We start from the raw sequence: 25,609 nt of genomic DNA, 5'->3' as shown, positions 1-25,609 counted from the left end.
TTTCAGGTTACGCCTGCGCGTGAAGAGAAATGTTTCGAGCCGGTTGTTCGCTTCTTGGTGTGAATTCCGTGTGGAGAGGGCAGGCCGCTTAAGGCTGGCCAAGGGATTTGCCAGGGAATGACTTCCCGAATCCTCGCGTGCTTCGGCAAAACAACCCCGCAACGCCATGACTGAGACGCGGCTCCCTTGCGGGCTATTGGGCTGACTCGCTAGATTCGCTGCACCAAGGGGAGCGTCGCATGGCGTTGCGCAGCATTGCTTCACGACTGGCCTTATGGGTCCTGGCCGGCACCATGCTGGTGGTCGTCGCCGGTGGGTTCCTGCTCTTTCGATGGGTGGGTCACCAGATCCTCGAGCAAACCCACCGGGAAGCCGCAGCGCTGGCGAGCGATGCCGGTAATCGCATCCAGCAGCGACTCGACAAGGTCACCAATACCGCTCAAATGCTCGCTGCACTCATTGGCCCACGGCCGGATGATGCGCAATCGCTGATTTACGATGCCATGCTGCACAATCCCGATCTTGCGGGCCTGGCAGCGGCGTACGTTCCGCAAACGGCCGCCGCGCAGGCGTCCGGCCGATCTCCTTTCGTGAGTCGGCAGGACGATGGTTCATTGACCATTCGCGACATGCTGGAAGATCCGTCCCCCTATTGGGACCGCCCCTGGTTTCACATGGGCCTGGGCTGCGTCGAGGGGTGCTGGCAGCAACCGTTCTTTTCCCAATCCAGGCATCGCAAGCTGGTCAATTATTCGTCGGCCATCCGGGTTGGCGGTCAGGCCGTGGGCGTGATCAATGCGGACGTCACGCTCGAATGGCTCCAGGGTGTTCTCGACACGCTGAATAAACCTCCCGGGACCGAGGCCTTCGTCATCGACCAACAGGGAGCCTATCTGGCGAATGACTCTCCGGAACTCGTCGGCCAGCAAGCAAAAACCGGGTTGCTCGAAGCCCTGCGCCGCGGCGACGCCAAGCCCATACGGCAAGCAACCGTCCAGACAGCGCGGGCCGAGGGGCCGGTGTGGATCTATCACGCGCCCATCAACGGGACGCACTGGCAGTTCGGGCTCGCGGTGCCGGAAGTGCAGATTTACGCCGACGTGCGGCACACCTTCGTCATCGCACTCGTCATGGGTTCGCTCGCGCTGCTGATACTCACGATAGTCACGTTTGCCATCACCCGGCGCATCATGAATCCGTTGGGTGTGCTGACCGAACGAGCCGAGCAAGTGGCGCGTGGCGCACTGGATTTTCCTCTGCCCGCAGTGCGCGAGCGTGATGAGATTGGCAGGCTGACGCATGCCTTCGATCGCATGCGCCGCGAGCTGGCCCAGCACCTGGCCGAACTGACCCGAGTGGCGCGCGAGCAGCAGCGGCTCGCGAGCGAATTGGAGATTGCTCATCAGATTCAGACGGCGCTGCTTCCGGGCCCGCACTATCTGGATGCGCGCTGCCGGAACTTTGAGTTGCATGCGGTTCTGCAACCGGCACGGACCGTGGGCGGCGACCTGTACAGCTACTTCATGCTGCATGACCAGCGCTTCTACATCATGGTCGGCGACGTCTCGGACAAAGGCATTCCAGCCGCCCTGTTCATGGCGCGAGCGATCACGCTGGCCAAGGCCATGGCCCCTCGCGCCCAGTCGCCGCAGCAGTTGCTGCACATGCTCAATCAGGAGCTTTGCCGCAACAACGATGGCTGCATGTTTGTCAGCCTGCTATGCGGCTTGCTGGATACGGTCACCGGCAGCCTTGTCATGTCCAGTGCAGGCCATGAACCTCCGGTCCTCTGGGGAAGCCACTCGCCGCGTTTGCTCGAACTTGAAACCGGACCGGCACTTGGCCTGGATGAAGAGGCTACCTATTCGTCGCAGCGCGTGCGCCTGCGGCCGGGCGAAACGTTGCTCATGTACACCGACGGCATCACTGAAGCGACCGACGGTGAATTGCAGATGTATGGCCAGGAAAGGATGCTTGCCTGCCTGGCTCGACATGCCGAAACCGGAGATGGCGATCCGGCCGGCTACCTTGTGGCCGACGTTGAGGCTTTCGCGGCGGGGCATGGGCAGGCCGACGACATTACGGTGCTTGCACTACGCTGGCATCACGCTGGAGCGGAAAGGAGCGCGTCAATGCTGGATATTTCTATCGCCGCGTCCATGGCAGAAGTGTTCGGCGCGCTCGAACGCTGCGATAGCCAATTGGATTCGGCAGGCATCGAGGCTGGCGTTCGGGAGGACGTGCGACTGGTGCTCGAGGAACTGATGGTCAACATGGTGGAGCATGGTCATCCGGAACCGCGCGTTGGGCATATCGAGCTGCGCATGACGCTGGCCAGTGACGCCATCATGGTCGAGTTGCATCACGACGGCCAACCGTTCAACCCACTGCTTTCGCCTTCACCCTTGCTCACCGGTGACATTGCAGACCGGGAGTTCGATGGCGGCCTCGGCATTCATCTGGTGAGGGCCATGGCCAGCGATCTCAACTACACGCACGACGAGCAAGGTAATCACCTCCAACTTCGCTTCATCTATCCCCATCGGCCGGAGTAAGACCATGACGTTCAACCTGCGCACTGACAGCTTGTCGCCCCAGCGCTCCACGCTGCGCCTGCACGGGCGTCTTGATGCAATGACCTTCGGCCAGTTCGATGAAGGGGTCGCGCCGGTGCTACAGCAGATGGGCGAGGGAGGCACGGTGGTGGTTGATCTTTCCTCGCTCGAATACATCAGCAGTGCCGGCCTTCGAAGCATTGCAAAGATCCGCAAGGCGATGCGGGCCCGCAACGGCCATACCTTGCTGGTCAATCCGCAGCCTCAGGTGCGCAAGGTGTTCGAGATCGTCAAGGCCGTGCCCGTCAGTGATGTCTTTTCCAGTGTGGAAGAACTGGACAGCTACCTCGATCACATGCAGCGAAAGATCGTGAAGGGCGAGGAAGACGACATCTGATTGAAGCGTTGCCAGGTGCTCGCGGCCGGAGAGGGTTAGGCAGGTCTCGGGAGAGGGCAACAGGGAGCATGACAATGGTCATGCTTCAGGCCGCGCTTCGGCTCGACCGGTGGCCAGGCGAGCTGGGGATCGCGGACATTCCACCGTAGACCTCCCAGCTCCCGCACGGCACATCGTCGAGGCCGGTCGTCCGCCAGCGTGAAAACTTTCGCCGCCGTCCCTGAACTTGTCCAAGCGGTCGTGTGATATATCTCCGCTTCCATCAGGGGATGGCGAACAAGCAAGGCGCAAGGGATGCGGAAGGGTGATCGCCGACGATATCGGGGACACCTGATGCCTGGCTTTAAGAGGGCCATTTCGTTGGCCGGGGCAGACAGAAGAGAACTGATCTTGCTGATGGAAGTCTTCGCGTACGCCAATTTGTCGCCTTTACGCCGCCTGCGTTTCGCCGTGGTACTGGCCTCGTCGCTGTTGGCCGGTTGCGCCGTTGGGCCTGACTTCAAGCGTCCCGCTGCCCCAGACGCCACTGACTACACCGCCCATCCGGTCCCGGCCACGGTGGCCACCAAGGACGTGGACGGTGGCGAGGCGCAGCGCTTTGCCAGGGGAGCCGACATCCCCGGCGACTGGTGGACCTTGTTTCACTCCAAGGCGCTCAACGAGCTGATCGAGCAATCGCTCACCAACAACGCCGACCTCAAGGCCGCGCAGGCCGCGCTGACCGTGGCCAGGGAAAATGCGCTGGCGCAACGCGGCACTTACTATCCCAATGTCTCGGCAGGTTTTTCCGCCAGCCGCCAGAGACAGTCGGGGACCATCGCGCCGACGCCCAGTTCGAACGCCTTCCTGTACAACCTTTTCACGCCGCAGGTCAGCGTTTCCTATGTGCCCGACATTTTCGGCCTGAACCGCCGGACGGTGGAGTCGGTGCAGGCGCAGGAGCAGGCGGTTCGTTTCCAGATGATCGCGGCGCAGATCACCCTGAGCACCAACGTGGTCGCCGCCGCGGTTCAGTTGGCCGCGTTGCAGGCGCAGATCGACGCGACCCACGAGCTCATCGACCTCAATACCCACATGGTGACGATCCTGCGTGATCAGCTCGCCAAGGGCTACGCCAGCGGGCTTGATGCTGCCGCGCAGGAGTCCCAGCTGGAGCAAACCCGGGCCACGCTGCCGCCGCTGATCAAGCAACTGGCGCAGCAACGCGATGCGCTGGCCGCACTGGTCGGGCAGTTTCCAAGCCAGGTATCGGAGCAGACATTCGAGCTCTCGAGTTTGCAGCTGCCGCAGGAGCTTCCGGTAAGCCTTCCTTCGAAGCTGGTGGAGCAGCGTCCAGACGTGCTGCAGGCCGAGGCCAACATGCATGCCGCCAGTGCGCAGATTGGCGTCGCCATCGCCAATCGATTGCCCAATATCGTGTTGAGCGGAAACGTGGGCAGCACGGCGGAGACGATGAATCAGTTGTTCAAGTCGGGCACCGGGTTCTGGGGTCTGGGCGCTGACATAACGGCGCCGATCTTCCAGGGCGGCACGCTGCTCCACCAGGAGCGCGCCGCCAAGGCAGCCTACGTGCAGGCGGCCGAGCAATACCGCAGCACGGTCATCAGTGCCTTTCAGAGTGTGGCCGATACGCTGGCGGCACTGGAACAGGATGCCGAAGGCCTGAAGGCTGCTGCCGCCGCGGCCGATGCTGCCAAGCGCACGCTCGATTTGTCGGAGCGGCAATGGAAGGCGGGTTACGCCAACTATCTCTCGTTGTTGAGTGCGGAACAGGCCTATCAGCAGGCGCGGATCAACCTGGTGCAAGCCCAGGCCAATCGTTATGCCGACACGGCTGCATTGTTCCAGGCGCTGGGTGGTGGATGGTGGAATCGCGCAGATCTAGTCCAGGATAAAAATGAAAAATAGATCGCTCTACCGCCTGCCTGCAGCATGGCATCAAGGCAAGCTTGCGCGTGTGCCCGCCGCGTTTCTGTTGGCAGCTACGGTCACGATGTTTGCCGGGTGCTCCAGCAAAACGGATGACAACACGCCAGCTGCCACCGGAGAAGCTCGCAACGTCACGCTCACGGCGGACCAGCGCCAGCACATCCGTCTTTACACCGTGTCACCGTCCCGGTTTCACAAGACTATCGAGACCACCGGATTGGTCGACTTCGACAACGACCATGCCACGGCCGTACTGGCACCGATCTCCGGGCCTGTGTCGCGTCTGCTGGTGGACATCGGCGACCGTGTGAAGAAGGGTGATGCACTGGCGGCCGTGGATTCTCCCGATTTTACCAGCGCTATCAGTGCCTATCGCAAGGCGCTCACGACGGCGCATACCGCTCGTCGTCTCGCCAATCTGGAAAAGGATCTTGTGCAGCACCAGGGTGTTGCCCAGCGCGAAGAGGATCAGGCAGAAACCGACGCCGCCAACGCCGATGCGGATCGCGATGCTGCCTTGAAGGCGCTCGTCTCGCTCAACGTGGACCCGCAGAGCATCAAGGCTGTTGAGGAAGGCCGGCCGATCTCGCGCATCGAAGGCTTCATTCGTTCCCCGATCGCGGGCACCGTGGTGGACAAGCAGATCACGCCCGGCCAGCTGCTGCAGGCCGGCACCACGCCAAGTTTCACGGTGGCCGATCTTTCGCGCGTGTGGGTGATGGCGCAGGTTCCCGAATCGGACCTCGCGGCCATCAGTCTGGGAGATGCGGCGGACGTGATCACCGCCGCCGACGCCAAAAGCATGGCCGGCAAGGTGACGAACATCTCGGCGCTGGTGAACCCGGATACCCGTCTGGTGGCAGCACGCGTAGTGGTCGACAACCCGGGTGCCCTGTTGAAGAAGCAGATGTACGTCAATGTGAAGATTCACGCGCATCAGGAAACCAGCGGTCTGCTCGTCCCTGTATCGGCGATCCTGCGCGACGACGAGAACCTGCCGTTTGTCTATATCGCCCAGCACGACGGCAGCTTCGCGCGCCGACCCGTGACGGTTGGTTATCGAACCGGAGACCAAGTGGACATCGCTGCTGGCCTGAAGTTGGGCGAGCAGGTGGTGGTTGATGGCGGCATCTTCGTCCAGTTCATGCAAGACCAATGAGCGACCAACTGCCTCCAGGCGTATCGCCGTCGCGAACTGCGTCGGTCATGAATCGGATCGTGGCCGCGTCGCTGGGCCAGCCGTTCCTGGTCATCCTGATGACGCTTCTGCTGATCGGCGCTGGCGCGCACTCGCTCCAGCGGCTGCCGGTGGATGCCTATCCGGATCTGTCGCCTCCCATCGTGGAGATCGTCACCCAGTGGCCCGGGCATGCCGCCGAGGAAGTGGAGCGGCTGATCACCGTACCCGTCGAGCTCGGCATGAACGGCACGCCGAAGACGGCCAACACACGGTCCATCTCGCTCTATGGTTTGTCCGACGTCGTCCTCACGTTCCAGAACGGCACGGACAACAATTTCGCCCGCCAGGAAGTGTTCAACCGGCTGGGTGACCTGAGTCTGCCAAGTGGCGTAACGCCGTCGGTGTCTCCGCTATCGGCGCCTTCAGGCCTGATCTATCGGTACGTGCTGCAAAGCCCCGATCGCTCGCCGATGGAATTGAAGACGCTGGAGGACTGGACGGTCGAACCACAGTACAGGTCGGTTCCCGGCGTGGCCGACGATTCGGGCTTTGGCGGCGGCACCATGCAGTACCAGGTGCTGCTCGACCAAGCCAAGATCGCGGCCGTTGGCTTGTCGGCGGTGCAGGTGGAGGCCGCGCTGACGGCCAATAACGCCAACGCCGGCGGCGGTTTCTATTCGCAGGGTGGGCAGTTCTATTACGTGCGCGGTGCCGGCCGCGTGGAGACGCTGGAAGACATCGGCAATGTCGTGGTGGCCGTGCACGACGGCACGCCAGTGCTGGTGAAGGACGTGGGCCGCGTCACCATCGGCATCGCTCCGCGCCTGGGCGAGTTCGGCTACGAGAAGCAGGACGATGCCGTGGAAGGCGTGATCCTGCTGCGCACCGGCGAGAAGACGCAGGACGTCCTCAAGCGCGTGGAAGCGAAGACGCAGGAACTCAACGATCAGATACTGCCCAAGGACGTCAAGGTCGTTCCGTTCTACGACCGCACCGATCTCATCGGCCTGACCACGAAGATCGTGGAGGACAACCTGCTGCGCGGCATGTTGCTGGTCGTGGTGATCCTCATCTTCTTCCTTTACGACGTTCGTGCGGGCCTGATCGTCGCCACCACCATTCCGCTGGCGTTGCTCTTCGCATTTATCTGCCTGGATCTTCAGGGCGCGTCGGCCAACCTGCTTTCCATTGGCGCGGTGGATTTCGGCATTCTGGTGGATGCGGCTGTGGTGATGGTGGAGAACATTTTCCGCCAGATTGCCGAGCGCAAAGGCACGCCGCTCAACGTCAGGGAAATTATCAGGGACGCGGCGGCGGAGGTGGATCGTCCGCTGTTCTATGCCGTCGCGGTAATTGTTGTCAGTTTCCTGCCGATCTACGTGTTGTCTGGCCCTTCCGGCGTCCTGTTCAAGCCCATGGCTGACACGATGATCTTCGCGCTGGTCGGCTCGCTGGTTGTCACGCTCACGCTGCTGCCGGTGCTATGCGCCTGGTTCATGCGCAAGGGCGTGCAGGAGCGGCGCAGTCGCGTGTTCGAGGCAATCAAGTCGGTCTACATCAAAGGCCTGGATTTCTGTCTCGCCCGGCCGTGGGGCACCACGATCGCCTCGGCCATTGTGTTGGTGCTCTCTCTGTTGCTCGTACCGCGCATCGGTGCCGAGTTCATGCCGCAGCTGGACGAAGGCGCGCTGTGGGTGCGTGCCACGATGCCGTACACCATTTCGTTCGAGGAAGCTTCCAAGGTCACACCCAAGGTGCGCGACATCTTGCGCTCCTTCCCGGAAGTCACCACGGTTGCCTCGGAACTTGGTCGACCCGACGACGGCACGGATTCGACCGGCTTCTTCAACGTCGAATTCTATGTCGGCCTCAAACCCTACTCGCAGTGGACCGGCACCTATCGCAACAAGGCAGCCTTGATCGAGGCCATCAACCGCAAGCTCGAAGCCTTCCCGGGCATCATCTTCAACTACACCCAGCCTGCGGAAGACGCGGTGGACGAAGCGGAAACAGGCCTGAAGAGCGCGCTCGCCGTCAAAGTCTTCGGGCCCGATCTCAATACGCTCGAGCAGAAGGGCAAGGCCATCAAGCAGCTGCTTGGGCAGGTGCGCGGCATTCGCGACGTGACTCTGGTGCAGGAGCTTGGACAGCCAAGCCTCACCATCAAGATCAATCGCTCCAAAATCGCCCGCTACGGCTTGAATGTCTCCGACATCAACGGCCTGATCCAGACGGCCATCGGCGGTGACGTGGCCACTCAGGTGGTGCAAGGGGAGAAGCAATTCGATCTGGTCGTTCGCCTCGAACAGCAATACCGTGACAACCCGGAGGAGATCCGCAACATCCTGGTGACCACGCCCAACGGGCAGCAGATTCCGCTCAAGGAATTTGCAGACATCCAGGTGACCAATGGCGCGTCCTTCATCTATCGCCAGGACAACTCGCGCTACATCGGTGTGCAGTTCTCGGTGGAAGGACGCGACCTTGCGGGTGCGGTGGGCGATGCCATCCAGCAGGTCAACGAGAAGGTGAAACTGCCACAGGGCTATCGCCTGGATTGGGGCGGCGAATATACGGAGTACACCGCTTCGCGTGCGCAGTTGAATGTGATCCTGCCACTGACGCTCGCGCTGATCTTCCTGCTGTTGTTCACGCTCTACAGCAACTTCAAGTTTCCCTTCATCACCGTACTCGGCGTACTGCTGTCGGCACCCGTCGGTGGCATCGTGGCCCTGTGGGTGACGGGCACGCCGTTCTCGGTTTCCTCCGGCGTGGGCTTCCTGGCCTTGTTCGGCGTTTCGGTTCAGACGGCTGTCGTCTATATCTCGTATGTCAACGAACTTCGTCGTAGTGGCACCAGCCTTACCGATGCCATTCGCGAGGGCGCCATCCTGCGGCTGCGACCGATCATGATGACCGCTCTGGTGGCGGCGTTGGGCTTGCTGCCCGCGGCGTTGGCCACCGGTGTCGGCACGGATACGCAACGACCATTTGCGCTGGTCATTGTCAGCGGCCTGTTCACGCGACTGCTGATCAGCGTGTTCCTCATGCCGACGCTGTATACGTTGGTTGCGCGTCCGGACGACAGGTTGGAGGTGTGATGCCAAAGTTGCTGGACTGGGTTGCGCAAACGGAGATGTCGTATTGCGTGACAGTGCAGGCGATTGCAGGCTTTGAGATATCCGTTCGAACAGACTAATTGCTATTGATTGGCGTTCGATAATAGGTGGGAAGGCTGGGCCATAGGGATGGTCATGCCCAAGGGGGAATTCATTAGTTGAACAAGTTGGCGCGCCAGAGTGACGGCGTGTCCGTTTGTGTGGCCAGCGGGTAACGCTGGTGGCGGCGAACATGCCAAATCATGATTTGGCTGAGTCGCATGGTGTGGTCACTCAGTACCAGGCATTGTCTCGTCAACTCAACAGGGGGAGTGGTTCGTGATGAAGAACGTATCAGGGAAGTTCGCAATCGCCGCTTGCATGCTGGTCCTTGCAGGTTGCTCCGCAACGCCGACCAAGCCGGCTGATACCACGCCGAGCATCGTCTACAACAAGTCGGAGACTGCCGTTCAGAAGGCCGCTGTTGACGCATTGGTGGCAAATGGCTTCGTGGTCAGCAAGTCCGATGCGGAGTATGTCGAAGGAGCTCGCCCGCACAAGGTTGGCCTTGTCGTGGGGTCGGGCGGCGAGTCTGCGGGTGTTTGGCTGGCGTCGCTTGGAAGCGATAAGACTTCGGTGAAGGTCAGTACGGCCAAGTCGTTCGCCGGGATGGCGGGCCAAAAGAACTGGGACAAGGAAATCATCGCCGAGATGGACAAGAGCATCGGCATGCACCAGTAATTCCATTGGGCCGGACGGTGCGAGGGAGATCATGAAAAGAACTTTGAGTATGGTCTTCCTCGCATCGGGCCTGTGCGGCTGCATGGCAACGACCGGAAACTACCGGCCGTTGAATGAGCGCTATCCGCCCCGAGCCGTCGATTGCGATATCGCGATATTCAAGGATCAATCTCCGGCCAGGCCATTTGTCGCCATATCGCAACTGAATGTCCATCTGGAAAAGACCTTCTTCGTACCTTCCGACTTTTCCTCGGCCCGCGGCGAACTCAGGAGACAGGCATGCCTGTCCGGTGCCGACGGTGTCATGGACATCGAGGAGAAGAATTCGAGCTACCTGGAAACACGCATCTATAACCTGTCGGCGACGGGAGTAAAATTCCTCGATCCGGTCTCTGCGCCATAGCGCTGTCCAGGCTGGATTGGTGAACGAGTGCATGTCACCAGATTCGTATGGCTTCGCGGAGCTTTGAGTGAGGGCATCAGATGCTTGAGCTGAAGGGCATGCTTTCTATCTACGCGGGCGAACACCCGTTGGGTGGTCGAGACCGTATTGATCTGCTGGAAAAGATCGCAGAGACCGGTTCGATTTCAGCGGCCGCGCGCGCGGTGGGGATGAGCTACAAAGGTGCATGGGATGCTATCGACGTCATGAACAACCTCGCCAGCGAACCTCTGGTTGTGAGGGTCACAGGTGGCAGGCGTGGTGGTGGTACGGCGCTGACGGAGCGTGCGTTGCGCCTGATTGGGGTCTTCAAGGCGGTGGAAGCGGAGCACGGACGATTCGTCGCGCAATGGAGCACGCTTGGAGAATCTTCTCTGCAAGACTTTCAACTGATGAGGCGATTCATGATCAGAACAAGCGCACGCAATCAGCTGCTGGGCAAGGTGGTGTCGATACAGAAGGGCGCCGTCAACGACGTCATCGAGCTGGAAATCCAGGGTGGCCAGCGCATGGCAGCCACCGTAACCGGTGAGAGCACCAAGAGCCTTGGGTTGGCTCCGGGCAAGGAGGTCATCGCACTTATCAAGGCATCGTCCGTGATCGTCGGGCTGCCCAATGCATCAATGAGACTGTCCGCCCGCAATCAATTGGCTGGCAAGGTTTCACGACTCACACGAGGTGCGGTGAATGCCGAGGTGTCGATTCAATTGAATAGCAGCGGTGTCGTGGTGGCTATTGTCACCAACGCCAGTGCCGAAGCGCTGGATCTGAAGGAAGGTCTTGACGTCGTCGCCATCATCAAGGCATCGAGCATTATCCTCGGCACCATGGTCTGACCATTCCGCAGCAAAGACGGAGAAGTGGCTGTCGCTCGCACCTGCCGGTGCGGCGACAGGCGCGTCGTTGTCAGGTTACGCGGGGCACTTCAGAACTTGTAGGTAATCATCAGGCGGTTGTATGTAAACGGCTCGTTGCCTGGATTGAGGTTCGCGGTGCCGCCAACCGATCGTTCCCATCGATTACGCAACGTAAGACCTTTCAGATAGTCGTCCAGGTTATAGATGATGTCGAAGTAGATGTCGTGGCTATCGCCACGCAAGTCCGTCGTGTACTTGGCGTAGGCGGCGACCAGCTGAAGCTTCTTGTTGAAGAAGTTGTAGGACGCCCGGGCCTTCCACGCATGTCCGGGGCCTTGTTCGACCAGACCACGGATCATGGACGTGGTGAACAACGGATCGGTCGCGTAGTTGGTGGTATAGGGCGATATCAATGCACCTCCGCCCACGGCGCCCGCTTCCTGTTTGAGCTCGTTGTAGGCCACATCGATCTTGCCGTCGTAGATGGACGTGCCAAGGTCGACACCCCAGGCCTCGCTGCGCACCCGGTCTCCGGCGACGCCGAACAGTTTCGTATGCGTATCGACGAGAATGTTGTCGCTGCTGCTGTTTTCCTTCACAAACTGCGCGGAAATGAAGGGATCAACATGTGTTCCGGTCTTCAGCGTGTAGGTGCCGTCGGCATAGCCCATGCGTGCGAAATCAAGGAAGTCGTAGTACCAGACCTGCCCTTTGAAGACGTCATTGGTATAGGTGGTACCAGCCGCCCACGTACCGTCGGCTTGCTTGGCCGTTAACGGCAACGAGCCGTTGTTGCCGTACATCTGGTCGCCATCGTAAGTCGATGGGTAGTAGAGGTTGTCCGAGTACATGCCCGTGGAAGTCCGGCTCTTCCAGCTGAAGGTCCGTATGCCGACGATGTCCCAGCCCGATAGCGGTGTGACGATGGCGCTGATGGCGTTGTAGGACGACGGGATGACGCGCGAGTCGTTGTTCCCCATCCACGGCGTGTTGAGATACTGGTAGCCGCCGCGCATGGTCAGCCAGCTGTTGGCGTACTGAAGATAGGCTTGGCTGAATGCACCAATGGATTGATGTGGTCCCATCAATGAGGTGTCGATCTTGGCGACGTCGTCCGACTGCGTTCCCAGTGAATTGGCCGTAGCGAATGAGCCGCCAAAGCTGAAACCACCCAGAAACTTGCCTGTTTGCGCGTTGATCAGTGCCGCCACGGAGAACGCCTTCGCGTCCGGCGTCGCGTCGGTGTCGTACATGCGGTTGAAGTTGTACGCACGCAGTTCGCCGTCAACATGACCGTTGTTGAAGATGTCATTGAAGCCGTAGTCGTCGGCGTGCGCGGTTGCACCCATCGTTATCACGATTGTGCCCACTGCGAAGGCAAGTAGCTTCTTGCGCATGACATGCCTCTGGTCGATCTGCTTGTGATGAATGCCGAAGCACGCGTCGCGAGAGACGATGCACGTCGACACCCTTGGCGAACGGCCCAATTCCTTGATTCATTCGGCCGCCAAAAACCCCAAGGCAGGCCGTTATGTAACCAAATATATAGCGTAACAAACGACGAACTGAAACAAACGCGGCAAGCGAATGGCGATGTCAGACATCATCCAAGGAGTGTGCTAGTAATCGTAATTATTTGCGACTAACTGGGCTGGCCCGTTTATACGGCGCTGGCCGAAGAGGGGCGCGCGATGCATGGCCGCGAGTCTCGGCATGGCGTTGACGTCAACGAAAGCAATGAATCGCTCGGCCGCCATTTGGAAGTTCGAGGCCTTCCCTGGCCGCTCATTCAGCCGGCGAAGCGCCGATGGCGCGTGGCGGACATGGATATCGCGTTGATCCATGCGCTTGCGGATATGGCCTGTGCAACGCGGCCGGAAGTGCGCCGCGCTGCTTTCAGTGCCTGTCGTCGAGCGCGGGATCAGGCGATTTTCCTGAAGGCAAAACCGTGACCTTCGCGGCGGGACGAGAACCCGGTCACTTTGCCATTGCCATCGCGCTCGAACACTCTGCGTGCACGTGCCTGCCCGGGCGTAAAGAGTACGTCGCGTACCTCGGCCAGCAGCGGCGTGGGCTTGGCGCCATTGGTGGCGCTGAGCAGCTGATTGCCTTGACGAGTGATCGTGACGACCAGGCCGGGCGAAGCCTGATAAGTGCCCACGTAGGCATCCAGTTGGTCGGGTGCCAGCGTTGTGGCGGGCGGATCATCGGAAAGCGCCACCGTCTGGCTCGATATCATGCGCCACGCATTGCCTTCCTTGAGCCAAACCTCGGTGGAGCGGAAGCGTGGCGTCATCGTCTGGTCACCTGCGCGCACCGTTGCGTTGTCGGTAAAGCTGGTGACCGCGACGTTGCCGTGCACTTCAATGTTGAAGTCGGTTTGCACCAGCTTGTTCGTAACACCTTTCGGGCCCGCAGGTCCCGGCGCGATGATGTCTTTCTTCGTGGCGATGTCGCCACCTTCGTTGATGAAAATCACCCGGTCGTCGAGGTATCGCGCGAGTACCTCGGTATCACCTGACGCTGATGCGTCGGAGAATTCCTGGGACTGGCGCTTGATCGTCGCGACGACTTCGTCAGTCGCGTGTGCAGGGCAAGTGGCAAGAGCGGCAAACATGATCATCGCGCAGGGTAGGACGCGTCGCATGGCTATCTCCCGTGGGTGGACGCCACTGTATATGTCGTGCGCGGCGTTTCATGTGCCGTTCGTCGTGGTGGAATGGATGGCCATCGCGCGGAATGCCCGGCAGGTCGACGCAGTGGTGCCGGACCGGTAGGGAGGGCGACGTGCCAACGCATCACGCGCGATGCGTCATCCGAACCCGACGGCTTGCGCAATCAGCAGCAAACCTGCACCGATGGCGACGAGGCCGATGGTCTGCGCGAGGCGTGCAGTAGCCGGTGCCAGACGTTCCATGGTGATGGCAGCCGTTACGACAGCCATCACTTGGATGTCCATCACACCGACGACAAGCAGGACCGCAGTCAGGCCGGCACAGCAGATGCTGCAATGAAGACCCAGGCGCAGACCATGTCGCCAGGCCGCGCCGGCGTCCGCTACCAGTGCGCGGCCGTGCCCGGGCATGGCCTGGCAACAGGCTAGGTGATTGGCTTTCCACGCGGTGAACTGGAGCGCACCGGCCAGCAGTACAACCGTGCCAACCGCGACAGGAACGACGCGCGCCAGTTCTGGCAGCTGCATTTCAGCGGCTGCCAGCGCGACACCCAGCGGAAAGACGGCCATACCGAGCGCCGTCCACACAACGAAATACCCAGTGCCGACCAGCGCGGTCAGCAGAGCCAGGCGCAGCGCACCTGTCCTGCCGACCGCCTGGCGATAACGCCACAACATGGGTGCCAGCGATGGCAACATCATTGCGATCATCATCACGATCCACATGCCGAGGAACGAGGTCACGGCGTCGAGCCACGTCTGTCCGGGCATCCGCATCCATGCCATCGACATCGTCCAGCCGCCGGGCATGGGCATCTCGCCCATGACCGACATGGAGTGGCACCAGGCAATCGTCCCCGCTGCGCTGGCTGCAAAGAGCAGTGCCGAGACAGCGACGAACGCTTGCCGGGAAACGCGCCCAGCAGCCATGTGCCGCGTGACCTGCTGTTCCCTGGTTGTGCCATCGACACTCATGACATGCCTCAGCCGTTGCTGTATTCGTCGTGACGCCGCCACCAGATACCCGCCTCGTTGCGCCCCTTGGGTGCGCGGTCGAGCCACTGATACATGCCCCAGAGACCGTCCAGCCCGCGGGCATAGGTGGAATAGGTGTGATAGACGACACCATCTTCGATCGCGAATGCGCTCAGGCCCGGCCTGTCCCGCGCGTACGTGGCCGCGTCAGTGCCGCAGGTGGCTGCGAACTGAGCCACGGGTTCGGGCGCCGGTACGGCGTCCATCGCGTGGCGGCCGCGCTGGTAGTTGTATTCAAGGCTACCGTCGCGCTGCTCCTCCTCGGTGAACGAGACGTTGAAGTCAAAGTTGAAGTCGGTGCTGGTGGAAGAAGCCCACGGAAACGTCCATCCCATTCGCTGCTTGTATGCCTGCAGCTTCGCGAGCGGCGCCCGTGATACTGCCGCCAGCGTGACGTCGTGGTTCGCCAGATGAATGGCGAAGCCGTCGAACCCGTCGGCAATGGACGAGCAGGAAGGGCAGCCCGCCTTGTAATCGGGCCCGAACATGAAGTGATAAACGAGGAGCTGCGAGCGCCCCTTGAAGAGGTTTGCCAGTGAGGCGTTTCCTTCATCGGTCTCGAATCGATATGTCTTGTCGACTCGAACCCACGGCAGCTCCTGACGCCGCTGAACCAGTTCGTCACTGCGTCGCGTCAGCTGTTTCTCTGCCTGGAGCAGCTCTAGCCGCGCTGCCAGCCATTCTTCGCGTGTTCCGGTCATGTGCCTGGTCATTGCTCTGTCCTCCGTAGGGGCTTCGTCGTTCGCCTCGTTGGCGATACGACCAGCGGGTTGGTGGTCGTGAGCTAGACTAAGTACCGGGCATCGAACCGCGGGAGTGACAAGTGTGGCGGGATTCAGATGGACTCTCTGATCACGGCCGCTGCGCGTGCGCTCGCCGCAGGTGATCCACTCGGCGCGCTGAATCGAATTGCCTTGCGTGACGACCCGTCGGCGCTCGCCCTCCGCGGCATCGCGATGGCGCAGCTGGGCGATCTCGTTCGAGCCAAGACATTGCTGCGCAGTGCGGCGCGTGCTTTCGGTCCGAAAGAAGCTGTGGCTAGCGCGAGATGCGTAGTCGCCGAGGCAGAAATTGCGCTGGCGTCGCGCGACCTGGGCTGGCCCGCCAAGGCACTCGACGTGGCGCGGGCGAGGCTCGAGGCGCATGGCGACCGGGTCAACGCCGCACACGCGCGGCACCTCGCGATCCGCCGCCTTCTTCTCATCGGTCGACTCGACGAGGCCGAACGTGCACTTGCCGAGCTGGACCCGGCGCCCTTGCCACCCGCACTAAGGGCTGTGCATGAATTGGTCGTCGCGGGGATTGCGATGCGCCGCCTGCGGACAAAGACAGCGCGCGCCGCGCTTGCTCGGGCCGAGTACGCTGCGCTCCACGCGGGCATTCCTGCGCTGACCGCGGAGGTCGAAAGTGCATTGCTGCTCCTGAGCACGCCGGCCGCGCGCCTGATTGCCCGTGGCGAGGAGCGGCTCTTGCTGCTCGAAGAGGTCGAAGCGTTACAGACGTCCGCGACGTTTGTCGTGGATGCCTGTCGTCATGTCGTGCGTGACGCGAGCACGGTGGTCTCGCTTTCGAGGCGCCCGGTGTTGTTCACGCTCGCGCGCGCGTTGGGCGAGGCGTGGCCGGAAGACGTGCCAAGGGACGCGCTCATTGCACAGGCATTCCGCACGAAGCACCCCGACGAATCGCATCGTGCGCGGTTGCGCGTCGAGATGGGGAGGCTTCGCGCGGAGCTTGGCGCACTCGCCGGCGTGAACGCGACGAAGCGAGGGTTTGCGCTGGAGCCACGCGCACACGACGTCGCCGTGCTGGCGCCACCGGTCGATGAGAAGCATGCGGCGGTGCTCGCCTTCCTAGCCGATGGTGAGTCGTGGTCGAGCTCGGCCCTGGCTCTCGCGCTTGGAGCCAGTCAGCGCACGACGCAGCGGGCACTCGATTCGCTTGCGACGGCAGGCAAGGTGCGGTCGTTTGGCCGCGGGCGGGCTCGTCGTTGGACGACCCCGCCCATGCCGGGACTCGCGACGACCTTGTTACTCCCCGTTTCGCTGCCGAGTGACTAGGATGCACTGCATAGCCCAGTGACAAGGACGGGAGCATGAAACGATCAACAGCGGAAGTCCTTCGCGAATATGGACCCTTCCCGGGCGCGAACAGTGTTGCCGGGGTTTCGTTTGACGGACAGAACGTGTGGTTTGCTTCCGGCGACAAGTTGAACGCGCTGGATCCGGCGAGCGGAGAGACGTTGCGCTCGATAGACGTCGCCGCGCATGCGGGAACGGCTTTCGACGGCGAGCACCTGTTTCAGATCGCAGAGGCCCGCATTCAGAAGATCGACCCGCAGACCGGTCGTGTGCTGGCCACGATACCGGCGCCCGGTGGTGGCGGTGACTCGGGGCTCGCGTGGGCTGAAGGGACACTCTGGGTGGGGCAGTATCGAGAGCGAAAGATTCATCAGGTCGATCCCGAGACAGGGGCGATTCTTCGCACCATCGAATCCAATCGCTTTGTGACCGGAGTCACCTGGGTCGACGGCGAGTTCTGGCACGCCACGTGGGAAGGTGACGAGAGCGAAGTGAGGCGAATCGACCCTCGCACCGGGGAGGTGCTGGAGAGGCTTGATATGCCATCTGGCGTGTTTGTGTCAGGGCTCGAGTCCGATGGTGGCGACCGGTTCTTCTGCGGGGGCGGAGAAAGCGGAAAGGTCAGAGCCATCCGCCGGCCTACGCGAGCCTCTGCGGCGCGAAAATAATCGAAGCGATCCACGCGAGGCAGCCGCGTGGAATGACCAGCGATCGGATCAAGCAGCAGCTAATCACCGCCCGACGGCGGCGTTTGCGCGTGCCACAGGTGCGCAAACCAACGGGCGATGCATTTGGCATCGCGGACTAGGTCTTTCGTGAGATAGCGATCGCTCACGACGGGGATACACTTTCTGGCGATTCAATTTGAACGGTGGTTCGCGAGGGCGGATGCGCGGATAGCCAGACCAGACTTGTTCGTAACTGACGATCCTCCCTGGAACGGCTTGCGCATCCGAAGCACGGCACGATCTTCTTGCATGCGATGAGGTTCCGCTCTGCGGGCCACACCTTTGCACCGAGCTGCACCTGACAAGGGAAGCCAACGACAGCTACACGGTAGAAGCGGGATCAGGCCCGGCCGGTCGACAACATCGCTCCATGGTTTATGCCTGATTTCTGTTTGCGCGACTGGCCACATACGCTTGCCGGCGGACGCTTGTGATTCGAACGTGCCGCGGCGGCAAGTCATCATCGTGGAAGGATGAGGAGAATCCATCGTGGCCATGCTTCTGATGAAGGACGCGTCGGGACCGGATGTTGCGCAGTTGCGCAAGAAACTGGCATCGGCATTGAGTGCGGAAGCCCAGGAGTTTCCGGGCTTGGCAACGGGGGACAACTTCGATGCCTTGACCGACGCCGCCGTCAGGCGTTGGCAGGCAGGTATCGGTGTGGTGGCGGATGGCGTCATGGGGCCTTATTGCCAGAGCGTGCTCGGCATGATCACGCTTCAGGCGACCGAAGTGCCCATCACGCTCGATGCAGTGAAGCAGCTTTTTCCGGCGACCAAGGCTTCGAATATCGCCCGCTATCTTCCCTACGTCGCGGCAGCGCTCAATGTGGTGGGATTGCGGGACCGCGCGATGATCTGCGCTGCGCTGGGCACGATACGCGCAGAGACCGAAGGTTTCGTGCCGATTGCCGAGTTTCCCTCGCACTTCAACACCACACCAGGCATGGCGCCATTCAGTGCCTACGATGGACGTGTTTCGCTCGGCAACACGCAGCTTGGCGACGGCGCGCGTTTTCGCGGGCGTGGTTTCGTGCAGCTGACGGGGCGGGCGAACTATCACACTTACGCGGCACAGATCGGCGTAGACATCGAGAGCTTTCCCGATCTGGCCAACGCGCCGGAACCCGCTGCGGTGCTGCTGGCGGTGTTTCTCAATCACGCCGCTGACAAGATGCGCGCAGCGTTGGCGTCGAACAACTATGCGACGGCGCGCAAGCTGGTCAACGGTGGCACTTACGGCCTGGACAAATTCCGCAACGTGTTCCAGTTGGCCGCCTCGGTTTGGCCTGTGGTTGCCGCAGCGGGCCGCACGGCGCGTGCTGCCAAGGCAGCAGTTGCCGCTTCGCCTATCCGCAAACTGACGGCTACCAAGGACCCCGTCGACCTGCGCGATCGCATGTACATGCCACCGCCGCTCAGCCTGCCGGATTGCTCGCCGAATGACGACGACATACGCGATCTTCTTCCCGTCTACGCCAGCGCCGGCCTGATTCTGAATCAGGGACAGGAAGGGGCATGCACGGGCTTTGGCCTGGCTTGCGTCGTCAACTATCTGCGGTGGCGCAAGGCGGGAACACCCAAGAAGCTGGTGTCGGTCAGTCCGCGCATGCTTTACAACTTCGCTCGCCGGTACGACGAATACGCTGGCGAAAACTATGATGGTTCGAGCTGCCGCGGTGCGCTGAAGGGCTGGTTCTACCATGGCGTGTGCATGGAGGAAGACTGGCCATACAAAGCCGAGGACACGCAGCCGCCCAAGTTCGGATACGCGACCCGCGCCACCGCCAACACGCTTGGCGTCTACTATCGCATCGACCTCAAGACCATCACCGATCTGCAGGCGGCCATTCTTCAGGTGGGTGCCATCTATGTCTCGGCCAACACGCACGACGGCTGGCAGAACGTGCCCAACGTGCGCAAGAAGATCGTCGGGCACGAGACCCTTCCCGTTATCGATTTTGATGGCCACCCATCGCAGACCGACGGTCATGCGTTTGCGCTGGTGGGTTTCAATGATCGCGGCTTCGTTGTGCAGAATTCCTGGGGAAGAAGTTGGGGATGCGGCGGCTTTGCCGTGCTGACCTATGCGGATTGGCTCGCCAATGGCATGGATGCATGGGTGGCCGCGATGGGTGTGCCGGGCCTGGTGTTTGGGCAGCGTGCCGCAGGCGTCAATGGGGCAGCGCGGCGAGCCGGTGCGGATCGGGTGGGCGCCTGGGACGATACTGACGCGTACCAGCATGGCATCGTGCTCGGCAATGACGGTCGCGTGACGCGTTACCTCACACAGGATGAATTGACTCGGTCGCTGCTGTATCAGGCATGCACGTTGCCGGACCAGTGGTTTCGCCAGCAGGCATCGGCCACCAAACGGCTGGTGATCTACGCGCATGGCGGCCTCAACAGCGAAGCGGATGCCATCAAGCGCGCTCGCGCCATGGGGCCTTACTTCATCGGCAACGGCTGCTATCCCTTGTTCATGGTGTGGAAGACGGGGTTGCTCGAATCGATTGGCGACATCATTACTGACAAGTTCCGGCGCGAGCCCTCTATCGCTGGCGGCATCCGTGAGGCCATCACCGATGTGACGGATGGGTTGATCGAGCAGACCATTGGCCGTCCGTTCGCGCGTCCGGTCTGGAGCGAGATGAAGGAGAACGCGGAGTGGGCCAGCCAGCCGATGCGCGGGGCCGACCTGCTGGTAACTGCGTTGCAGAACCTCCAGAAGACCTGGGGCGACAAGCTGGAGATTCATCTGATCGGCCATTCGGCGGGCTCCATCTTCCTGGGCTGGTTTGTTGACCTGCTGGCCGCGCGTGGGCTCGATGCGCTGGCAACGTCCATTCACTTTTACGCTCCGGCCTGCACGGTGCAGTTCGCCAATCGTCACTTCGCGCCGCACGACGGTCTGATGAAACAGATGTACATGGACATCCTTTCCGAAGAGAACGAACGCGATGACAACGTGGTATCGATCTACCGGAAATCGCTGCTTTATATGGTTTCCGACGCGCTTGAGCTGGATGTGCGCACACCGATCCTTGGCATGGCCAATGTGATGGATGCCGCGTACAGCAGGTGGGATGGTTCGTCGAGCACGGGTGAAGCGTTGGGCAACTGGCGTCAGGCTGCCAAGCAGAGCGGCCTGGACAAGCGCATCGACATCCTTGAGGCCGATAAGGTCATGACCAGCCGCTCCGGCACGACTATCAGCGCCAGTCATGGCAGTTTCGACAACAACATCGATGTGGTGGGCCGCACGTTGCAACGTATTACGGGCGGCAAGCTGGCCATGCCGGTCGACGATCTGCGTGGATTCTGAGCAGCTGTTCATCGCCACCGTGGTGGCGGGTTGTCTGTGGCATGTCGATCTGGCGAGTCTTGGTTCGTCGTGTCCATGAGGCCCGCCAAGAGGGTGGACCAGACCCCCAACGTCAGGAGTTTCCACCATGCAGTTCATCCCGTACCTCGATTTCGACGGGCAGTGCAAGGAAGCATTCGATTTCTACGCGACCGTCTTCAAGGGCAGCATTACGATGCGCATGTTGTACGGCGAGTCGCCCGTGGCCAGCGAGATGCCGAAGGAGACGCACGGACGCGTGATGCACAACCAGCTGGAAAGCGCCGGCGGCATCCTGATGGGCGCTGATGGTCCGCCGGGCAACAAGGGCCACAAAGGGTGCGTGAATCTGATGGTGGATACGCCCCAGGAAGCGGAGCGCGTGTTCCACGCATTGGCTGAAGGTGGCGAAGTGCAGATGCCTATCAACGAAACCTTCTGGGCCCATCGCTTCGGCATGTTGACGGACCGCTATGGCAAGGCATGGATGGTCAACTGCATGAAGACGCCGGGCGGGTGACACCCGAGCGCGGGCTGCCCCTGTGGCAACCCGCGCTGTTTTGCATTGCGGTTGTCAGCCGGGGTAATCCAGCTTTGGATACCAATCGGTGCCGCGCCCTTCGGGTACGCAGTCGAGGATGGTCCAGAGGGGCATGAGGTCGGGCGCGCCGCGCGGGTCCTGGCCGGGGTCTGCGGTGGCGAAGCCCATTTCACCTGCCCAAAACAGGCGAATGGCGCCGTCGCGGCGGGTGAATACGTTGAAGGCCGGTTCGTCGCCGCCGTTTTCGCCGATAGCGAGATAGTCGCGGCTGAAGTTGCCGTTGATATCCGAATACAGCTTGAGTGCCTGCCAGCCACGCTCCTTTTTGAAGGCCACGAGTTTCTCGATCGGTGAGCGCGCGATGATGGCCAACGCCACGCGTTGTTCGACGTCACGCGCTTCGCCGTCCCATGCGCTCAACAGCGACGTGCACATGGGGCAGGGGCGTTCTCGTTGCGGGCCGAACATGTAGTTGTAGGTGACCAGAGTCTGTTTGTCACCGAACAGGCCGGCAAAATCGACTGGGCCGTGTTCGCCCATGAAGCGGTAGTCGCCCTTTGCCTCGGGGCCAGCCGGCAGGGCGCGGCGTTGTTCTGCCACGCGCTCGATGTGTCGACGCAGTTCGATCTCCTCGGCGAGCAACGCATCGCGGGCGCGGCGATAGTCGTCGCTCTCGTGGGGAAAGCGGACGCCATTGCGTCGCACGAGTTCGGCGGCGGGGACAAGGGTGGCGACATCGTTCATGGTGGATGACCTCAACGGTGACTTAAGCGGGTTGGGCATACGACGTCTCTCCATGCGGCCTTGCCGGCCCGCCGTAGAGGCGTTTCTCTACGGCGACGAACGAGGCACCGGAAATTCGACAGGGCCGAGGCCCAGCTTCGCGTCTAGTGCGACTCACTCAGCCCGAGACGGCCCGCGAGCATCACCGCTTCGCCGCGGGAATGGGCGTCGAGTTTGCGCAGCACCGCCGATACATGATGCTCGACCGTTTTCTCCGAGCGGGCGATGCGGCAGGCGATCTCGATATTCGACAACCCTTCGGTGAGCAGGGTAAGGATCTGCAGTTCACGGACGGTGAGGCCGGCCGGATTGGCCGAGGTGCTGGCGCGGGGGCCGCGCGCCATGCCACGCACGCCTGCGCGCTGAAGTTGGTCCCTGCATCGCTTGAGCGTCGCACTGGCCTCCAGCGCAGAAAGGGTTGCCAGCCCTTCGGCCATGCTCGCCTCGTCACCCTCCAGCAGGGCGAAGGCACGCTCGAAGGGGCAGCCGAGGCTTTGCCACGCCATGGCCGCTGCTTGCCACTCGCCGTCATTCTGCAATGCGTAGGGCATTTCGATCACACCGTCGCCAGGCCAATCGGCGCCGGACCAGCGGCACCAGAACCGCAACTCACCCAGTGCGCGAGGGTCGTACAACTCTGCCGCCAGTTCGCAGGTCTGCCGCACGATGGGATCGGCGAGCGCTTCGTCGCCGTGCAGCCACGCAGCCTCGGCGCGTGCGGCCGCCACAGGCGCAAGCCGCTGCAACTCGCCGGTGGCGCAGGCGAGTCGGCTCACTTCTTCCAGCAGTTCATTCGCTCCTGGATCACCGCGGCGAAGGCGAATGCGTGCCAGCACGGTCATCGTGGGGATGCGCGTGATCGGAGTGACATCCGCGCGAGCCAACAACTTATCGGCCAGCGCGCCGGCTGCCTCCCAGCGGCCTTGTTCGAAGTCGAGCCGCGCCTGATATGCCATGACATAGTGCGACCAGGAGTCAAGATCGCGATCGGCGAAGTAAACGCCGGCGCGACTGATATGCCAATGCGCCGAGTCGTAGTCGCGCGCGGTGACTGCCGCACTGGCGAGGTTGGCATAGGCGCGGGCCGCATGTTCGCCGTAGCCATGCTCGAGAGAAAGTTGCAGGCTGCGCTCGATCATGTCCTGCCCGTCTGCGTGTTCACGCTCAGAGCGTGCGGTGCCGACATTGTTCAACGCGTGTACGAGCACCTCCGTGTCGCCGTCCTGGGTGGCCAGCTCGATGGCGCGCGTGCCCCAGGCGACGGCTTCCTCCGTGTGGCCAGCCAGCATGTGCAACTGCGAGCGATTGCTCAGCGCCCACGCCAGTTCGATTCCCGCGTGGTGGAATTCCAGCAGCTGCACGGCCTGCTCTGCATACGCCTCGGCGTCGGCATTGCGTCCTGCGATCCAGTAAGTGCGCGACAGCCAGCGCAGCATGTGGCCTTCCTTCAAACCATTGCCCAGCTTGCGCGAGATCACCAGTGCGGCCTCGTAGGACGCGATGGCGCAATCGATCTGGCTGGTGAGGTAACACTCGTAGGCGTGACGTTCGAGCAGATCGGCGCGCTCTTCGTCCGTCAGGCGATCGGCATGGGCAAGCGCCTTGCTGTAAAGCCATGCCGCGTCGCAGTGCGAGCCGTGCATGGCGGCTTCGGCTGCCGCTTTGGGCGCGTACTTCATCACCGCGGCGGAGTCGCCCGCGCCCGCGGCGTGATGCACCAGTCGCGCCATGGGTACGTTTTCTTCGCTTTCCAGATAGCGCAACACGCGAGCATGCAGTGCCGCCGCTAGGGGTGCAGGCAGCGCCTGTTCCACGGCGATGCGTGCAAGTTCATGCCGATAAGCGTAAGTGCCGCCTTTGGCCGATAGCAGGCCCGAGGTAAGTGCCGCAGAGATGTCCTCATGCGTGGGTGAAAGCAGGTCGTCGATCAGGGCCACGTCGATGCGCGCGGGCACGGTGGCGGCGAGGTCGAGAATGGCGCGCACCGAGGGCGGCTGGCGCGCAGCGCGTGCCAGTACGGCATCGCGCACCGTGGCGGGCACACCTTCGGACGCTAGTGCCTCGGTGACGAAGAACGGATTGCCACCTGTCGTCACATAAAGGCCATCGGCTGCGCGTCCGCATCGTTGCGCCAGGTCGATCACAGCCACTTCGGAGAGCGGCAACAGGGGAATGCGCACGGCGACATCGGCCGGCAGTTCGCCAAACAGCAGACGCAACGGGTGTCGCTCGTTCAACTCATCGTCGCGATAGGTCAATACCAGTAGTGCGCGCGTGTGCTGTATGCGACGCGCAAGGTATTTGACGAGATCCAGCGTCGCCGCGTCGGCCCAGTGCAGATCTTCCAACACAAGCAGCGTGGTGCCGTCGAAGGCTTTCAGGTCGGCGAGCAGCGAGGCGAACAGTTCTGCTCGGCCTCCCTCGCGGCCCAGCAGATCTTGCGTCCTCGTGCTGAACGCATCGGCCATGTCGTAGAGCGGGCCGAGCGGCTGTGGCGAGAACAGTGCCTCGCACCAGCCGCGCAGGAGGCGGCCATCTTCATAGGCGGCGGCCAGGCATTGGACCAGCGAGGTCTTGCCAATGCCTGCTTCACCGTAGACCAGCGCTGTGAGACCGGCACCTTGCCGCGCCAGCGCCAGCGCGTCGGACAGACGCTGCAAGGCGTAGTCGCGTTCGATCAGTTCCACCGTTCAGACTCCTGGGAACCTTTCGATTGTCGCACCAACCTGCAGCGTGTAAGAGGACGCCGAACTTCCTAGGCCTTTAGCGCTATCACAGGAAGTAGCGGAATGGCCGCCAGGGGGCCCGATAGACCGTACGGTTGGCGGCCGCGCGGCTGGCTCCGGCCATGCTGAGATAGAAGTACGGGTTCAGCACTGAAATCTCAGTGATCTGGTCGACAGGCAGTCCGTTGCGGCGCGCCACCTGGCGGATGGCTTCGGGGTTGGGCGCGTCATACACGCAGTAGGTCTTGCTGTGGTCGGCACTCACGTAGGAGTGCAGCCAGGTCACGCCTTCCTCGGCGTTGGTATTGACGATCTCGACGCACTTGGCGGCGCCGGCGATATTGGTAGGGAGAGATAGGCCTTCCGGAAAGGAACGTTCAACGACATAACGCGACATGACGGTTTCCTCGTGGCATCGCAGCTCGAACTTGGGCTGCAGGACCAGATTAGGAAGAAGCGCGGTGCGCAACATCGGGAATGTCCCCCAGATTGCGCTGGTGAAG

Annotated in this window: 21 protein-coding genes; 14 read left to right on the top strand and 7 right to left on the bottom strand. The window is 61.8% G+C overall.

The features are described from left to right. The first annotated feature begins 239 nt into the window (after positions 1–239). The 8 genes from AC3CBN_RS18815 to AC3CBN_RS18780 all read left to right on the top strand — a co-directional run bounded on the left by AC3CBN_RS18815 (position 240) and on the right by AC3CBN_RS18780 (position 11,178). Positions 240–2,555 (top strand): SpoIIE family protein phosphatase, encoded by a 2,316-nt coding sequence (locus tag AC3CBN_RS18815; protein WP_488634513.1) that lies wholly within the window; start codon positions 240–242, stop codon positions 2,553–2,555. Between the two features lie 4 nt (positions 2,556–2,559). After that, positions 2,560–2,952 (top strand): STAS domain-containing protein, encoded by a 393-nt coding sequence (locus AC3CBN_RS18810; protein ID WP_488634512.1) that lies wholly within the window; start codon positions 2,560–2,562, stop codon positions 2,950–2,952. Between the two features lie 396 nt (positions 2,953–3,348). Continuing rightward, positions 3,349–4,860 (top strand): efflux transporter outer membrane subunit, encoded by a 1,512-nt coding sequence (locus AC3CBN_RS18805; protein WP_488634511.1) that lies wholly within the window; start codon positions 3,349–3,351, stop codon positions 4,858–4,860. After that, entirely contained in the window at positions 4,850–6,040 is a 1,191-nt protein-coding gene (locus AC3CBN_RS18800; protein WP_488634510.1) for an efflux RND transporter periplasmic adaptor subunit, read from the top strand. The genes AC3CBN_RS18805 and AC3CBN_RS18800 overlap by 11 nt, the downstream gene beginning before the upstream one ends. 47 nt (positions 6,041–6,087) lie before the next feature. After that, positions 6,088–9,162, top strand: coding sequence for an efflux RND transporter permease subunit (locus AC3CBN_RS18795; RefSeq protein ID WP_488634509.1), 3,075 nt, complete (start codon positions 6,088–6,090; stop codon positions 9,160–9,162). A gap of 339 nt (positions 9,163–9,501) precedes the next feature. After that, complete coding sequence (locus AC3CBN_RS18790) at positions 9,502–9,900, top strand: hypothetical protein (protein ID WP_488634508.1); 399 nt, start codon at positions 9,502–9,504, stop codon at positions 9,898–9,900. A 31-nt stretch (positions 9,901–9,931) separates the two neighbouring features. Then, entirely contained in the window at positions 9,932–10,303 is a 372-nt protein-coding gene (locus tag AC3CBN_RS18785) for a hypothetical protein (RefSeq protein ID WP_488634507.1), read from the top strand. Positions 10,304–10,383: 80 nt separating this feature from the next. Continuing rightward, positions 10,384–11,178: a TOBE domain-containing protein gene (locus tag AC3CBN_RS18780; RefSeq protein ID WP_488634506.1), complete on the top strand. Its 795-nt coding sequence runs from the start codon at positions 10,384–10,386 to the stop codon at positions 11,176–11,178. 89 nt (positions 11,179–11,267) lie between these two features. Here the strand turns inward: AC3CBN_RS18780 and AC3CBN_RS18775 are convergent, their stop codons facing one another. Beyond that, positions 11,268–12,596 carry a hypothetical protein gene (locus tag AC3CBN_RS18775; RefSeq protein ID WP_488634505.1) on the bottom strand — a complete coding sequence of 443 codons (1,329 nt, stop codon included), beginning with the start codon at positions 12,594–12,596 and terminating at the stop codon, positions 11,268–11,270. Between the two features lie 294 nt (positions 12,597–12,890). Between AC3CBN_RS18775 and AC3CBN_RS18770 the strand changes: the two genes are divergently transcribed. Then, positions 12,891–13,151 carry a hypothetical protein gene (locus AC3CBN_RS18770; protein WP_488634504.1) on the top strand — a complete coding sequence of 87 codons (261 nt, stop codon included), beginning with the start codon at positions 12,891–12,893 and terminating at the stop codon, positions 13,149–13,151. On the opposite strand, the gene AC3CBN_RS18765 is transcribed toward AC3CBN_RS18770, so the two are convergent. After that, on the bottom strand, positions 13,121–13,846 hold the full coding sequence (locus AC3CBN_RS18765; RefSeq protein ID WP_488634503.1) for a DUF4440 domain-containing protein: 726 nt from the start codon (positions 13,844–13,846) through the stop codon (positions 13,121–13,123). The genes AC3CBN_RS18770 and AC3CBN_RS18765 overlap by 31 nt on opposite strands. Between AC3CBN_RS18765 and AC3CBN_RS18760 the strand changes: the two genes are divergently transcribed. After that, entirely contained in the window at positions 13,845–13,976 is a 132-nt protein-coding gene (locus AC3CBN_RS18760) for a hypothetical protein (RefSeq protein ID WP_488634502.1), read from the top strand. The two genes, AC3CBN_RS18765 and AC3CBN_RS18760, sit on opposite strands and share 2 nt — an antisense overlap. A 35-nt stretch (positions 13,977–14,011) precedes the next feature. Here the strand turns inward: AC3CBN_RS18760 and AC3CBN_RS18755 are convergent, their stop codons facing one another. Together AC3CBN_RS18755 and AC3CBN_RS18750 are read right to left on the bottom strand one after the other, a co-directional pair. After that, positions 14,012–14,848, bottom strand: a complete 837-nt coding sequence (locus AC3CBN_RS18755; protein ID WP_488634501.1) for a DUF2182 domain-containing protein — start codon at positions 14,846–14,848, stop codon at positions 14,012–14,014. Between the two features lie 8 nt (positions 14,849–14,856). Continuing rightward, entirely contained in the window at positions 14,857–15,621 is a 765-nt protein-coding gene (locus AC3CBN_RS18750) for a DUF899 domain-containing protein (RefSeq protein ID WP_488634500.1), read from the bottom strand. Positions 15,622–15,747: 126 nt separating this feature from the next. On the opposite strand from AC3CBN_RS18750, the gene AC3CBN_RS18745 reads away from it, so the two are divergent. The 4 genes from AC3CBN_RS18745 (at position 15,748) to AC3CBN_RS18730 (ending at position 21,576) form a co-directional block, all read left to right on the top strand. Next, on the top strand, positions 15,748–16,965 hold the full coding sequence (locus AC3CBN_RS18745; protein ID WP_488634499.1) for a helix-turn-helix domain-containing protein: 1,218 nt from the start codon (positions 15,748–15,750) through the stop codon (positions 16,963–16,965). 35 nt (positions 16,966–17,000) lie between these two features. Further along, complete coding sequence (locus AC3CBN_RS18740; RefSeq protein WP_488634498.1) at positions 17,001–17,654, top strand: Vgb family protein; 654 nt, start codon at positions 17,001–17,003, stop codon at positions 17,652–17,654. Positions 17,655–18,209: 555 nt separating this feature from the next. Continuing rightward, positions 18,210–21,038, top strand: a complete 2,829-nt coding sequence (locus AC3CBN_RS18735; RefSeq protein WP_488636769.1) for a C1 family peptidase — start codon at positions 18,210–18,212, stop codon at positions 21,036–21,038. Positions 21,039–21,165: 127 nt separating this feature from the next. After that, on the top strand, positions 21,166–21,576 hold the full coding sequence (locus AC3CBN_RS18730) for a VOC family protein (RefSeq protein WP_488634497.1): 411 nt from the start codon (positions 21,166–21,168) through the stop codon (positions 21,574–21,576). A gap of 54 nt (positions 21,577–21,630) precedes the next feature. Here AC3CBN_RS18730 and AC3CBN_RS18725 read toward each other — a convergent pair whose 3' ends face one another. The 3 genes from AC3CBN_RS18725 to AC3CBN_RS18715 all read right to left on the bottom strand — a co-directional run bounded on the left by AC3CBN_RS18725 (position 21,631) and on the right by AC3CBN_RS18715 (position 25,503). Next, complete coding sequence (locus AC3CBN_RS18725; RefSeq protein WP_488634496.1) at positions 21,631–22,341, bottom strand: DUF899 family protein; 711 nt, start codon at positions 22,339–22,341, stop codon at positions 21,631–21,633. A gap of 143 nt (positions 22,342–22,484) precedes the next feature. Beyond that, a complete protein-coding gene (locus tag AC3CBN_RS18720; RefSeq protein ID WP_488634495.1) occupies positions 22,485–25,067 on the bottom strand; it encodes an ATP-binding protein in 2,583 nt (860 codons plus the stop codon). Between the two features lie 85 nt (positions 25,068–25,152). After that, the gene (locus tag AC3CBN_RS18715; protein WP_488634494.1) at positions 25,153–25,503 is read right to left on the bottom strand and encodes a DUF4242 domain-containing protein; all 351 of its coding nucleotides are present in this window, start codon (positions 25,501–25,503) and stop codon (positions 25,153–25,155) included. Positions 25,504–25,609: the final 106 nt, after the last annotated feature.

It is taken from the genome of Dyella sp. OK584 (genome assembly GCF_057787755.1).
This window is presented reverse-complemented; position numbering and strand designations above follow the sequence as displayed.